The sequence below is a fragment of the Vibrio sp. 1CM2L genome (genome assembly GCF_023161695.1).
GTDB lineage: Bacteria > Pseudomonadota > Gammaproteobacteria > Enterobacterales > Vibrionaceae > Vibrio > Vibrio coralliirubri.
Genome location: NZ_JALNTT010000005.1, coordinates 193,492 through 208,165, shown reverse-complemented (window position 1 = coordinate 208,165; position 14,674 = coordinate 193,492). Strand labels below are relative to the sequence as shown.

Genomic DNA, 14,674 nt, shown 5'->3' with positions numbered 1-14,674 from the left:
CCAATCTATCAACGGCATTAAATTTGAGTCAGTTACGATTCAATTAACAACTCAGATGAAATTAACACACCATTCCAATCGGCATAAATATAGTCACCAGGCTGAATCAGTTGATTATGTATAGAGAGCGTCACATTCACTTGGCCGACACCGCGTTTCTCTGTTTTGAATGGCGATGCACCTAACGCCTGAACGCCAAGGTCCATTTGCGACATCATGCCTACATCACGCACTGCACCGTTTACAATCACGCCTTCCCAACCGTTTTCTATCGCGAGAATAGCGAGTTGGTCGCCAAGCAGCGCCTTCTGGCATGAGCCATTCCCGTCAACGACAAGCACTTTGCCGCAACCATCGGTCTCTAAAACCTCGCGAACCTTGGAATTATCGTGATAACAACGAACTGTTACAATTTTTCCAAAGAACGCGCCACGTTGGCCGAAGTTCTGCAATGGCATGTTCAGTAGGGTGACTTCGCTTTCAAACTCATCACACAAGTCGGGTGTTATATCGTGCATATATCCTCCGTGAGTAAGGCGTTACCGATTATGTCAGGCTAGCCTCTATGCTTTTATATGTTATTAAAATTAATCCTTTGTTTTCATTGTTCTATGCTCAATTTATTACTCAATAAAAGTTGATTGAGCATATTTATCTACTAGACTCTTAAGACAGCTTTCAGCTTCCTTGGTTCATAATCCGGTCTTTAGCAGGCAAGATGTGCGAAGCATCTCGAATAATCATTCTTGTTTTGGTGCTAAATAGTCACCATAACATTGGTTAAGTTGTAGCCATACTATTAAAGTTTGTTGCGATACGGCAATTGATGTAAATCAACAAAGTGAATGGAATTAACATTCTCGCGTTGTTAGCATGCTGTTAACATTATAGAATCCACTCCAATCACTAAAAGAATGATTGAAAGGCGTACTGGATCTACGTTATTGGGCAATACTTCAAGGAAGGCAGATAGCTGGAAGTAAGTGTTTTTTTGAAAACTTTAAGTTATCATCAAAAATACATTACCTGTATGTTATGTTTTTGCCTAGAATTTATTCTATTAGCACAGTTTCGTCACAAATTTAGGTACCGCCAAATGCAAACCCCGCAGATTCTTATCGTTGAAGATGAGCAAGTAACTCGTAACACTCTAAAGAGTATTTTTGAAGCAGAGGGATATGCTGTTTTTGAGGCTAGCGACGGTGAAGAGATGCACCAAGTGCTATCTGACAACCAAGTTAACCTTGTAATTATGGACATCAACCTTCCAGGTAAGAATGGCCTACTACTTGCGCGTGAACTACGTGAGCAAGCAAACGTAGCGCTTATGTTCTTAACTGGTCGTGATAATGAAGTTGATAAGATCCTTGGCCTAGAGATCGGCGCTGATGACTACATCACTAAGCCTTTCAACCCTCGTGAACTGACTATCCGTGCACGCAACCTTCTGAACCGTTCAATGAGCACAAGCTCTGTTCAAGAAGAAAAGCGTAGCGTTGAGAAGTACGAGTTCAACGGTTGGGTACTAGATATCAACAGTCGTTCTCTGGTTAGCCCAGATGGCGAAGGCTACAAGCTACCTCGTTCAGAGTTCCGTGCTCTACTTCACTTCTGTGAGAACCCAGGTAAGATCCAAACACGTGCAGACCTTCTTAAGAAGATGACTGGCCGTGAGCTTAAGCCACACGATCGTACTGTAGACGTAACAATCCGTCGTATTCGTAAGCACTTCGAATCTGTTTCTGGTACGCCAGAAATCATTGCAACGATTCACGGTGAAGGCTACCGCTTTTGTGGTGACCTAGAAGACTAATTCGATTCGCGCTTCTGACCATTTAGCACTGCTCACCAGTAAGTGTTTTGAATATTTGAAGCGTCATCAATAGTTATTAAAAAGGGAGAATGCCAACGCATTCTCCCTTTTTTATTGTTCTTAATTGGATAAGATTTTAGTAAACCGTATCCACCTTAACGTCTTTCTCTACTAGCCACTTCACGGTTTCGCCATCTTTAAGTTCAACCGCCACATCAATAGGCTTGTCACTGTCGATTTCTAGCTGCCATACAAACGCGACTTCCCATTGAGTTTCACTGTGTGTTCTTAAATCAAGATCGTCAGCCGTTACTAACAAGGTGTCTGCCCCCTGTTTAACCGTAACACTCTCAACCGCAAGCGTTGCTGGCAGTTGTGAGTCTGACTCTAGGTAGATAGCACCATGTAGAGTCTTATCTTGAGTCTCGCCAATCGTTGGCATCTTGTTGTGCCAAAGGTTGCTTTTCATGGTAACTGTTGCTGCAGATACTTCGACTTGATTATCTTGCTGCCATTCTACTTGTGGCGCAGAACAACCCGCTAATGCCACTACACATGCGGCGAATGCTAATTTTTTCATTATTCTTCTACCTTTGATTTAACCAACTCTTTAAGACTTCAATGTCATTCTGGTATTCGTTATTTATCTCATCAACCCAATCTGAAATGTTCTCCCACCACGCAGGCAAATCTGGAGATTGGGCTTTCTGAGCAACTTGTTGGATGCGTTTCAGGCCAATAGAACCTGCAGCACCTTTAATCTTATGTGCCTCAGAAACGATACTGGCTTTATCTTTCGCGACCATGTTGGAGTTCAATATTTCCATATACTCCGGCATCATATCTTCGAACATCGCGATGCTATCCAAAACCGGTTTCGGTCCAACAATATCAACATAAGACTCTAGCATATCAATATCAAGCAAAGTGGTATCAATTGCTGAAAGAACAGGCTTACTCGCGTCGACTTTATCAATGATCTCAACCTTATCCGTGCCCGCGACCTTCTCAATTACCTCTGGTGCATCTTCGATAAGTTCACTGATGACATCTTGGATAGCTCGGACCGACAAAGGTTTACTGATAGCTTCGTCCATGCCTTTCTGGAAGTACTCTTGCTTGTTGTTTAGCACGTTCGCAGTTAATGCCACCAAAGGCGGTAGCTGGCTGTATTTCTCGCGGTAGTATTGAGCAATATCGAAACCCGTCATATCTGGCAGTTGGATATCCAACAACACCAAATCATAGTCTTCAGGATTGAAAGCAATTTGCGCCTCTTTACCCGTCATCACGACTGTCACTTCATGGCCAAGGCTTTCAAGTAGAGAGCGAGCCACTGTGATATTGAGTTCAATGTCTTCGACCATAAAGATCTTAAGATTCGACTGCTTTCTTGGTGTTTTGATCAGAGCCTGAGTATCGTGATTCACTGGAACTCGAATCGAAACTGTAAAGGTACTACCAAAACCCTCTTCACTGGTGACTTCAATGTGGCCATCCATCATATTGATTAGCTGTTGAGAGACCGCAAGACCAATACCTGTGCCGACAGCGTGCAAGTTGTCCGTGCCCGATTTCACCTGATAGTACATCGCGAAGATCTTCTCGATTTCACTTTCAGGGATACCAATACCAGTATCTTCCACTTCCATCGTAATGTTGGCAAAGTCACCATCAATGTCGGCGCTGACTGTCATCACCACTCCACCATCTTTGGTGAACTTCATCGCGTTACTAACAAGGTTCCACAATACCTGTCTAAGACGAGTACCATCCACCTCAACAGCAGCCGGAAGATCAGACAACCTTTCTAGATCGAATCTCAATCCTTTCTGCTCGGCCATCAATGCAGAGATACTTTCGATCTCGACAACGAAATCTTCAAAGTTAATAGGCGTCGGGAAGAGTTCAAGCTTACGGCGGTCGAACTTATCCATATCGATAATATCGTTGAAAATATTACCCAGTGTCACCGCGCTCACCTTGATGGTTTGCATCTGCTTGCGCTGTTCGGTGGTCAGCTGGCTATCGAGCAACATGCGACTCAAGCCAATAATACCGTTGAGCGGCGTTCTCAACTCGTGGCTAATGGTTGAGATAAAGGTGGTCTTATCGCGACTGGCTTTTTCTAGCGACTCTTGATGCTCTTTACGCTCAGTGATATCGCGGCCAAAACCAACTAAGCCCAAGTGACGGCCATCTTTACTATAGAAAGGGACTTTACGCAGTTCGAAGTAACTCTTACGGCCATCCGGATATTCAAGCCATTGGTCATAAGTTAGCGCTTGGTTGTCAGCAAATACTTTCTTATCGGTTTCCACAACTTGTTGAGCAACCTCTTTGCTGTAAACATCCCAAGGCGTCAAACCGACTAGCTCTTTTTCTGTCTTGCCGGTGAGCTCTTCAACCGCACGGTTACAACCAGAGAACACACCATCTTCATTACGGTAGTAAATAAGGTCAGGTGAAGCATCAATAAACGAGCGTAACAGTGCAGTGCGTTCTGCGAGTTCAAGCTGAGTACGCTCGCGCTGGAACACCTCGTTTTCGAGATCTTGCATTGCTTCTGCGCGCGCTTCTTCCGCTTTTTCACGCTCTTCAATTTCTTGATTAAGCTTCTCGATATTGAGCTGCATTTTATTGTTGAGTTCTTGGTCTCGCTCACGCATGTCGCCAAGCTTAGAGACCAATTTCGCCAACCTTTGACGAGACTCTTCCAACTGGTCCACGACCACTGACAGGAAATAAACCGCCCAAGGCGTGATCACTAAACCGAAGAAAACTGAACGGACAATGTCGATATCATCAACATTGCCTTTGAGTGCGAGGGTGATACCGACTTGCACAACAACAGCGAGGGCAACAAGCGCTAGGGCGAGTAAGATAGAAAAGCGGACAATCCCCAGTTTTACGAGTAGATCCACGTAATACTGGGCAAGATTTTTCATGGGTTTCATTTAGCGCTCCATGCGATAAGACTAGCAACATTCTACCCTGTTTGAAGATAGGAGGTAAGCTAGCTACATCACACGCAGCAAGTGTTCAGCGGTAATTTCGAAGGTTAATTAACCAATACAAATACTAACTAAGCAAAAATAGCCGGGGATAATCAAATTGCCAATTTTATAGAGTTAGCGAATTGAGTATGGATGCACCATTGAACGGTTGCGACCGTCTGATTTCGCTTGATACAGCGCACTATCAGCCAAGGCAACAGCCGATTCCATTTCATCATCAGGTGTAGGAATGTAAGAGATAATACCAATACTCACCGTGATGAATTCAGAGACCGTCGACTTCTCATGGTCCAACTCCAATTTAAGGACTTCATCATGGATACGCTGCGCCACCAGCTGAGCACCTTCGGTCGTTGTATTTGGCAGAATAAAGCCGAACTCTTCACCACCATAACGAGCCACACAATCAGATGAACGATTCAACACCTGCTTAAATGCCTGCGAAACCTGAATCAAAGCATCATCACCTTGTTGGTGTCCGTAAAAATCGTTGTAGCCTTTAAAGAAGTCGATATCACACAACATGATCGTCAGCGGCAACTTCTCACGCACATGATAATGCCACAGTGTAGAGAGCTGTTCATCGAAACGGCGTCGGTTAGACACTTGAGTCAGGCTATCCATAAAGCTGAGACGTTCAAGCTCAAGGTTGGCTTCTTCAAGTTTCTGCTCTGCAAGATAACGCTCGGTGATATCACGCGCCATGATCAACACACCATTAGTACTGGATGCAGGATCCCTAAACGGTGATTTCACGACATCGTACCAAGTGTATTCGCCATCACTAGAGACGACCTTATCGATATAGCGTAACGATTTACCGTGATGAAGCACTTGATGATCGGTGTCTGAGATACGCATATACATACTATTCGGCACGACATCTTGCAGGCGCTTACCCACTAGGTCACTGACCTCAGAGATACCAAGCGCCGCCACAAACGGTTTATTGCACGCTTGATAAACCATGTTTTCGTTGAAGATACCAATCGAGTCTGGGCTCGCTTCCAAGATGTTTTGTAAGATGGTGTCACGCTGCGCAAGTGCCACTTCGGTATCTTTACGCTTCTCCATTTCGCCACGCAGTTTCTGCTGCATGTCATGCCAATCGGTCACATCATGACTAATAGAGAGCGTGCCGATGGTTTCTCCATCTTGCGAGAGTAATACACTTTGATAGGTTTCGAGCAAACACCCTTTGCCGTCCTGATCGGTTGTCCAAGAGCGTTCACTAACACGGCCTTTCAATGCGCCACCAGAAACACTCAAGGTGCCCTCTTCTGGGCGACCGTGCCAAAACTTTTTAAACGAACGATTGCTCGCGACCAACTCACCCTTTTGATCTTTCACGTAGATCAGCTCAGACAAAGAATCCAAAGCGGTTCGAGCAACATTCAGTTCTCGAACTTCTTGGGACAGTTCTTCGTTGGTGTTTTTATAAGGTGCGGCGTGAATCATCCAAGCCTGCTTATTTCTAAAATGGATCTTACGACCGACCAAGTTGATCTTGAACGACTCAAATTCAGAAAGCGCCCACAGGGAGACCTGCTCGAAGGCTCGAGAGTTAATGTGATTGGTTAAGTAGTGACGAAAGCTGTTCTCACTTTCCACAGTCGGAAAGCGAAAATTAACACCGATTTGGCGGATACCAAGCAACTGCATGGCTTGGCGATTGGCATAGAGTATTTCGCCACTTCGAACATCAACAAAGTAGAGGGGCGACGGGGTAGCAAGTAGAAGCGTTTCGATATGCGACTGATAACGAGAATAGAGATGCCAGCAGATGAGAGCAATCAGCAATACAACAACGATATAAATACCGTAGCCATACGCCCTGTCCCACAACCAAGTCATTACCAGTTCCATTTACTCTCAATCTATACCATAAAATCTGTGAGGGAAATGTTACCACTATTTGTTGGTTTTATCTGCTGTTACCTACGGTCACCCATTTCTATTAATTGGCTGCGTTTAAAACAGGCAACGTGTACTCGAATGCAGAGCCAGTTTTGATGCCTTGAGCACCGGTTTTATCGAGCGAACGACCTATTTCAGTCATCGCTAACCAGCGGTTCTCACACCATAAAGGAGAGAGTAACGTTGGGCGTCTCGCCGCTGAAGAAACACGGTGATAAACCACGTCCGCAGGCGTGCGTTGAATGATCTCACTCGCGATATCAATGTACTCTTCAAGGCTTGGGGCTTCTAGCTTTCCTGCCTTCCACGCCTTAGCCATGGTACTGCCCTCTACTATATGAAGGCCGTGCAGCTTAATACCATCGGTGCCAACGGCTAATACCTTATTTAAGGTTTCAAGGTTATCCGCTTTAGTTTCTTTTGGTAGGCCAACAATCAGGTGAGTACACACCTTGATACCTAAAGCGCGTGCGCGTTGGGTGATCGTTTCATACACTGCAAAATCGTGGCCGCGGTTAATTCGCTTGAGGGTTTTATCTTTGGCGGTTTGCAGGCCAAGCTCGAGCCAAATCTCATAGCCTTGTTTAACGTAGCCCGCTAACAGATCCAACACCGCATCAGGCACACAGTCTGGTCGCGTACCAACACACAGACCAACGATCTCTGCACCGGGTGCTTTTAGCGCCTCTTCATACATATTCTTGAGCACCTGCACCTCAGCATAAGTGCTGGTGTACGCCTGAAAGTAAGCCAGATACTTCTTGGCACGAGCAATCTCACCCGCACGATCTTTTAGCTGGTCAGCAATACTTTGAATTTGAGTTTGTTCATCGGCAAAGGAAGCCACGTTACAAAACGTGCAACCTCCACGGCCAATTGTCCCGTCTCGATTTGGGCAGCTGAAACCACCATGAAGCGTCAGCTTGTGAACCTTCTCGCCATAACGTCGTTGAAGGTCTTGGCCGATAGTATTGACCAACTCGTGTAATTGCATATTTTCAAAGCACTCAAGTAAATAAGAATGAATATCAGTCTTTTTTTGAAAAAAAATTACATCCCTGCAAAATTCGACCAATTAGTTTACTCAAGGCTTTTTGCGAGCAACCTAACAAATATCAATAAACATGCAAAAAATCGGCTCTATTTGCCTAATGTTGCACATTTGTTAGGCATTAAATTCAAAATAAAACGAAAAAAATGGTCTACATGGGTCAACTTTCATTGCAATTCGCCTAGACAAAATTGTAGGATACTTACACATATTGGCTATTTTTGAGTATTTACTTACAACGAAAACTTGCTAATAAGTCGGTGATATCTAACTCCCACCTATATAAACCACTAGTTTGTGGTTAAAAATAAACAGGTATCACTAAGGATTGTTTTTCTCGCAATACTTTTCCTGCGAGATACGGAAAGGATTCAAACCGCCAGCATAGGCAGGTTTAGACCCATAAATATAAAAGGACAAGGCTGACTTTATACAAATAAGTTGCGCCTAGATTTAACTGGAAGGATGTATCTATGGTAGATCAAGAGCAGAACTCACAGGGTCTGTATACTCCTGAATTGGAGCATGACGCTTGTGGTATCGGTTTTGTTGCGCATCTAAAGAATCGCAAATCTCATGATGTAGTAACTCAAGCACTCGATATGCTTGCACGTATGGAACACCGTGGCGGCCAAGGCTGTGATCCGTGTTCTGGTGATGGTGCAGGTATCCTGCTACAGAAGCCGCACGAATTCTTACTAGAAGAAGCCGTAAAGCTTGGAATTAAGCTGCCATCTTTTGAAAAATATGGTGTTGGTGTTGTACTTTTCCCTAAAGATGAACACAAACGTGCACAGTGTCGTGACATTCTAGAACGCAATGCACAACGCCTTGAGTTAGAAGTAATCGGTTACCGTGAGCTTCCAACTGACAATTCAATGATTGGTGCTGACCCACTAAGCACTGAACCTCAATTTGAACACGTATTTATTTCTGGCGGCCCTGGTATCACACCAGAAGAGCTTGAGCGTAAACTGTATGTTCTTCGTAACTACACGGTTCGTGTATGCCTAGAAAGCGTTTCAAATATCGGTGATGACTTCTACATCAACTCTATGTCTTACAAGACATTGGTGTACAAAGGTCAGCTAACAACTGAACAAGTTCCTCAGTACTTCCTAGACCTGCAAAACCCAACCATGGTGACAGCTCTAGCACTGGTACACTCTCGCTTCTCTACCAATACATTCCCACGTTGGCGTCTAGCTCAGCCTTTCCGTTACATCGCGCATAATGGCGAAATCAATACGGTTCGCGGCAACCTGAACTGGATGAAAGCACGTGAAGCAATCCTAGAATCGGATCTGTTTACACAAGCTGAAATCGACATGCTGCTTCCTATCTGTCAGGAAGGTAGCTCGGATTCATCAAACTTCGATATGGCGCTTGAGCTACTTGTTCTTTCAGGTCGTACTCTGCCACACGCGTTGATGATGATGATCCCAGAAGCATGGCAAGAAAACAAAAACATGGATCCAACTCGTCGTGCGTTCTACCAGTACCACGCGAACGTAATGGAACCATGGGATGGCCCAGCATCAGTATGTTTCACCGATGGTGTTCAAGTAGGTGCAACACTTGACCGTAACGGTCTGCGTCCTTCTCGCTACACAGTAACTAAAGACGACTTCCTAGTAATGGCGTCTGAGTCTGGTGTTGTTGAGATTGCACCTGAAAACGTTGAGTACCGTGGTCGTCTACAACCAGGTCGTATCTTTGTTGCTGACCTTGAGCAAGGCCGCATCATTTCTGATGAAGAAGTGAAAGACAGCATTGCTAAAGCACAACCTTACGAAAAGTGGGTTGAAGAGAACCTTCTGAGCTTGAAAAAGCTACCAGATGCGAGCAACGAATTTAGCCAACCTTCTCCAGAGAAACTACTTCACAAACAACAATCGTTTGGCGTGAGCTCTGAAGAAGTAAACGAAATCATTCTACCTCTTGCGAAAACAGGCTACGAGCCACTTTCTGCAATGGGTGCTGACTGGCCGCTAGCGATTCTTTCTCACCAATCGCAGCACCTTTCAAACTACTTCAAACAGTTGTTTGCACAAGTAACCAACCCGCCGATCGACCCGATTCGTGAGCGCATGGTTATGTCTCTGAACACTTACCTAGGTAAGGATCAGAACCTACTTGCTGAAACACCTGAGCACTGTCAAAAAGTAGAACTTGAGTCTCCAGTACTGTCTAACTCTGAGCTAGAAAAGCTACGTGCAATTGATAACGAGCACCTTCAAGCGAAGACGCTGGATATCGTATTCCAAGCAAATGGCGACCAAGGTAAGTTAGAGCGCGCACTTAAGCGTATCTGCCAATACGCAGAAGACGCCGTGATTGATGGCTACTCTATCATCCTACTGACAGACCGTGCGGTTAACTCTAACCACGCTGCTATTCCAGCAATGCTGGCTGTTGGTGCGGTTCACCACCACCTAATCCGTAAAGGTCTACGTGCTAAGTGTGACATCGTGGTTGAAACGGGCGACGCTCGTGAGACACACCACTTTGCAACGCTTATCGGTTACGGTGCAAACGCAGTTAACCCATACCTAGTTATTGAAACGATTGTTGAACTGCAACGTACGAAGAAGCTAGATCCAAACGTACACCCACGTGAGTTATTCGATAACTACCGTAAAGGTGTTAACGGCGGTCTACTTAAGATCTTCTCTAAGATGGGGATCTCTACACTGCAGTCTTACCACGGTGCACAAATCTTTGAAGCACTTGGTGTTAGCAAATCAGTGGTTGAAAAATACTTCACAGGTACTGTTTCTCGTATTCAAGGTCTAACGATCGACGATATCGCGCGAGAAGTACTGGTTCGTCACCGTGTTGGCTACCCAGCTCGTGAAATCCCAGCTCAGATCCTTGATGTTGGTGGTGTTTACCAGTGGAAACAACGTGGCGAGAAGCACCTATTCAACCCTGAAACGATTTCTCTACTTCAAGAATCGACGCGTAACAAAGATTACGGTCAGTTCAAGAAGTACGCAAAAGCAGTTGATGACCAAGGCGACAACGCAGCAACGCTACGTAGCCAACTGGACTTCATCAAGAACCCTGCAGGCTCTATTCCTCTAGCAGAAGTAGAACCAATCGAGAACATCCTTAAGCGTTTCGCAACCGGCGCAATGAGCTTTGGTTCAATCTCGCATGAGGCTCACTCAACACTGGCTGTTGCGATGAACCGCATTGGCGCGAAATCAAACTCAGGTGAAGGTGGTGAAGATCCAGCACGTTTCGAACGTAAAGAAAACGGCGACTGGGAACGTTCAGCAATCAAACAGGTGGCTTCTGGTCGCTTTGGTGTAACGTCTTACTACCTATCTAACGCTGATGAGCTACAAATCAAGATGGCTCAAGGTGCGAAACCGGGCGAAGGTGGTCAACTACCTGGTGATAAGGTTGATGACTGGATCGGCGCAACGCGTCACTCGACTCCGGGCGTAGGTCTTATCTCTCCACCGCCACACCACGATATCTACTCAATCGAAGATTTGGCTCAGCTGATCTACGATCTGAAAAACGCGAACCGTAACGGCCGTGTCAACGTGAAGCTAGTATCGGAAGCTGGCGTAGGTACGATTGCATCTGGTGTAGCGAAAGCGAAAGCTGACGTAGTACTTATCGCAGGTTTTGATGGTGGTACGGGTGCATCTCCGATGTCTTCTATCCGTCACACAGGTCTGCCTTGGGAGCTGGGTCTAGCGGAAACTCACCAAACGCTACTGAAAAACGGCCTACGTAACCGTATCGTTGTTCAGTCTGATGGTCAGATGAAAACACCACGTGACCTTGCAGTAGCAACGTTACTTGGCGCTGAAGAATGGGGCGTAGCAACAGCAGCTCTAGTGGTTGAAGGCTGTATCATGATGCGTAAGTGTCACAAGAATACATGTCCTGTTGGTATCGCTACACAGAACAAGACTCTGCGTGAACGTTTCGACGGCCGCGTAGAAGACGTAGTCACTTTCTTCCAATACATGGCTGAAGGTCTGCGTGAAGTAATGGCTGAACTTGGCTTCCGCTCTATCGATGAGATGGTGGGTCAATCGCACAAACTTAAAGTTCGTGATGACATCGGTCACTGGAAGTACAAGAACCTAGATCTAACACCTGTACTGCACATCGAGCAGGCGCGTGCAGAAGATGGTATCTACAACCAGACACAACAAAACCACAATCTAGAAGACGTTCTAGACCGCAAGTTGATTCAAGCTGCGATTCCAGCGCTTGAGAAAGGCGAAGCCGTGAATGCGAGCTTCCCTATCATCAACACGGACCGCTCTGCAGGTACCATGCTGTCGAACGAAATCTCGAAGGTTTACAAAGACCAAGGTTTACCACAACCAATGAACGTTAAGTTCCACGGTAGTGCTGGCCAATCTTTCGGTGCGTTCCTTGCGAAAGGCGTTAAGTTCGAAGTAGAAGGCGACGCGAACGATTACTGGGGTAAAGGTCTGTCTGGCGGTACTTTGGTACTGTACCCAGATGCGAAATCGACTATCGTTGCTGAAGACAACATCGTGGTAGGTAACGTATGTTTCTACGGTGCGACTTCAGGTGAATCTTTCATTCGCGGTATGGCTGGCGAACGTTTCTGTGTTCGTAACTCTGGTGCGAAGGTTGTTGTTGAAGGCGTTGGTGACCACGGTTGTGAATACATGACTGGCGGTGTCGCGATTATCCTTGGCTCAACAGGTCGTAACTTTGCTGCTGGTATGAGTGGCGGTGTGGCTTATGTTTGGGATAAAGCGGGTGATTTCGAAACCAGACTTAACTCTGAACTTGTCGACCTAGATCCAATTGAACAAGAAGATAAAGATCTTCTACTAGATATGCTAACGAAGCATGTTGAATTCACAGGAAGTGAAGTTGCTCAGTCTTTCCTAGACAACTTTGAAGCAAGTGTTGCATCGCTAGTTAAAGTAATGCCACGCGACTACAAAGCAGTTCTTGAAAAGCGTAAAGCTGAAGCACAACAGGCACAAACGGAAGAAGTGGAGGCAGTATAATGGGTAAGCCTACTGGATTTTTAGAACACGGTCGTGAGCTTCCAAAGAAGCTCGACCCGTCAGTTCGAATTGAAGACAACAAAGAGTTCGTACTTAACGAAGAGTTTGGTAAAAAGATCAATACTCAAGCCTCTCGTTGTATGGACTGTGGCGTACCTTTCTGTCACAACGGCTGTCCGATTGGTAACATCATCCCAGAATTCAATGATGCGGTTTACCGTGACAGCTGGGAAGAGGCTTGGAACATCCTAAGCTCTACCAACAACTTCCCTGAATTTACAGGTCGTGTTTGTCCTGCTCCTTGTGAAAGTGCCTGTGTTCTTGGTATCAACCAAGACCCAATCACTATCTGTAATATCGAGAAAACGATTGTAGAAACTGCGTACCGTGAAGGGTACGCAAAACCTAAGACACCACGCTCTCGCACAGGTAAAACTGTCGCAGTTATCGGTTCAGGCCCTGCTGGCCTAGCTGCAGCTGAGCAGCTAAACAGCGCTGGTCACTCGGTAACGGTATTTGAACGTGACGAGAAAGTCGGTGGTCTACTTCGCTTCGGTATCCCAGATTTCAAACTGGGTATGGACGTGATTGATCGTAAGATCAACCTAATGGCTGAAGCTGGCGTTGTGTTTAAAGTTAACCAACACATCGGTGTTGATGTTAATGCTCAACAGTTACGCCAAGAGTTTGATGTGGTATTGCTAACGGGTGGCTCTACGGTTCCACGCGACTTACCAATCCCAGGTCGTGAGCTGGAAGGCGTTCACTTTGCCATGGAATTCCTTGGTCAAAACAACCGCCGTGCTAACGACTTAGACCTTAAGACAGAAGAGATTCACGCTAAAGATAAGCACATTGTGGTTATCGGTGGTGGTGATACTGGTTCTGACTGTGTGGGCACATCAAACCGTCATAAGGCAGCAAGCATTACTCAGGTTGAGATCATGCCGATCCCGCCAGAGAAGCGCCCTGCAAACATGCCTTGGCCTCAATACCCAATGATCATGAAAACCACCACTTCTCACGAAGAAGGTTGTGAGCGTCATTGGAACATCTTAACCAAAGAGTTCATCGGTAACGAGCAAGGTCAAGTGACGGGTCTACGTATTGCTGACATCGTTTGGCAAGATGCGAAACCAGGTGAGCGTCCAGGCTTTGATGAAGTAGCGAACTCTGAACGTGTTATTCCTTGTGACATGGCATTCCTTGCAATGGGCTTCTTACACCCAGAGCCAACCGGTGTGCTTGCTCAACTAGACATTAAACTGGACGAGCGCGGTAACGTTGCTTCTGAAGGTTTTGCAACGAACCAGAAAGGCGTTTTCGCTGCTGGTGATATGCGTACTGGTCAATCTCTAGTTGTACGTTGTATTAATGAAGGTCGTGAATGTGCAATTGCCATTGATGACTTCTTAATGGGTAACTCAAACTTAGAAGCGAAAGCTGATTCACTCATGCTTTCCGCATAATATTTCTCGGGCTAACGTCGATGACGTTAGCCTAGAGGAAAAGCAACACCCTTCCTAACTTTTATATTTGGCTAGCACTCGATGCTAGCCTTTTTTCTATCTGGCATTTGTCGTTTTCAAAATCATCCTGTTGTATATGTTAAATCTCGTTAACATCTGCCTTATATATCTCATTGATATCCATCGACTATTTTAGATTATTAAGTGGCTAATCGCGTTTATGCATGATAATTAACCATGAACTTGACCTTAAACACAATTAGCTATACGTTGTAAAGCTGGTGAAAATAAAACCAATAGGTTTTGTTAACACAACCAATAACGTTTTAACTGGCTATAGCAAACTATCAGTTTATAAAAAACAACAAGTATATGAATAGTTAGTC

General features: G+C 45.4%; 8 protein-coding genes and 1 pseudogene. 4 read left to right on the top strand and 5 right to left on the bottom strand.

All coding sequences use genetic code 11. The features are described 5' to 3' along the window. Positions 1 to 32: 32 nt before the first annotated feature. The gene (locus tag MSG34_RS17805) at positions 33 to 518 is read right to left on the bottom strand and encodes a putative 4-hydroxy-4-methyl-2-oxoglutarate aldolase (RefSeq protein WP_017059310.1); all 486 of its coding nucleotides are present in this window, start codon (positions 516 to 518) and stop codon (positions 33 to 35) included. A 47-nt stretch (positions 519 to 565) separates the two neighbouring features. On the opposite strand from MSG34_RS17805, the pseudogene MSG34_RS17800 reads away from it, so the two are divergent. Together MSG34_RS17800 and arcA are read left to right on the top strand one after the other, a co-directional pair. Further along, positions 566 to 667: pseudogene (locus tag MSG34_RS17800) on the top strand (ribonuclease activity regulator protein RraA); the annotation flags it as partial. A 429-nt stretch (positions 668 to 1,096) separates the two neighbouring features. After that, positions 1,097 to 1,813, top strand: coding sequence for a two-component system response regulator ArcA (gene arcA, locus MSG34_RS17795; RefSeq protein WP_004741534.1), 717 nt, complete (start codon positions 1,097 to 1,099; stop codon positions 1,811 to 1,813). A 136-nt stretch (positions 1,814 to 1,949) separates the two neighbouring features. On the opposite strand, the gene MSG34_RS17790 is transcribed toward arcA, so the two are convergent. The 4 genes from MSG34_RS17790 to MSG34_RS17775 all read right to left on the bottom strand — a co-directional run bounded on the left by MSG34_RS17790 (position 1,950) and on the right by MSG34_RS17775 (position 7,741). Then, positions 1,950 to 2,393 (bottom strand): hypothetical protein, encoded by a 444-nt coding sequence (locus tag MSG34_RS17790; RefSeq protein ID WP_248338828.1) that lies wholly within the window; start codon positions 2,391 to 2,393, stop codon positions 1,950 to 1,952. 7 nt (positions 2,394 to 2,400) lie between these two features. Continuing rightward, complete coding sequence (gene arcB / locus MSG34_RS17785; protein ID WP_248338825.1) at positions 2,401 to 4,770, bottom strand: aerobic respiration two-component sensor histidine kinase ArcB; 2,370 nt, start codon at positions 4,768 to 4,770, stop codon at positions 2,401 to 2,403. 174 nt (positions 4,771 to 4,944) lie between these two features. Beyond that, a complete protein-coding gene (locus tag MSG34_RS17780; RefSeq protein ID WP_248338823.1) occupies positions 4,945 to 6,696 on the bottom strand; it encodes a diguanylate cyclase in 1,752 nt (583 codons plus the stop codon). A 91-nt stretch (positions 6,697 to 6,787) separates the two neighbouring features. After that, positions 6,788 to 7,741 carry a TIGR01212 family radical SAM protein gene (locus MSG34_RS17775; protein ID WP_248338822.1) on the bottom strand — a complete coding sequence of 318 codons (954 nt, stop codon included), beginning with the start codon at positions 7,739 to 7,741 and terminating at the stop codon, positions 6,788 to 6,790. A gap of 530 nt (positions 7,742 to 8,271) precedes the next feature. On the opposite strand from MSG34_RS17775, the gene gltB reads away from it, so the two are divergent. Further along, positions 8,272 to 12,819 carry a glutamate synthase large subunit gene (gltB, locus tag MSG34_RS17770; RefSeq protein WP_050635050.1) on the top strand — a complete coding sequence of 1,516 codons (4,548 nt, stop codon included), beginning with the start codon at positions 8,272 to 8,274 and terminating at the stop codon, positions 12,817 to 12,819. Next, on the top strand, positions 12,819 to 14,288 hold the full coding sequence (locus MSG34_RS17765) for a glutamate synthase subunit beta (protein ID WP_248338820.1): 1,470 nt from the start codon (positions 12,819 to 12,821) through the stop codon (positions 14,286 to 14,288). Before gltB ends, MSG34_RS17765 begins: the two co-directional genes overlap by 1 nt. Positions 14,289 to 14,674: the final 386 nt, after the last annotated feature.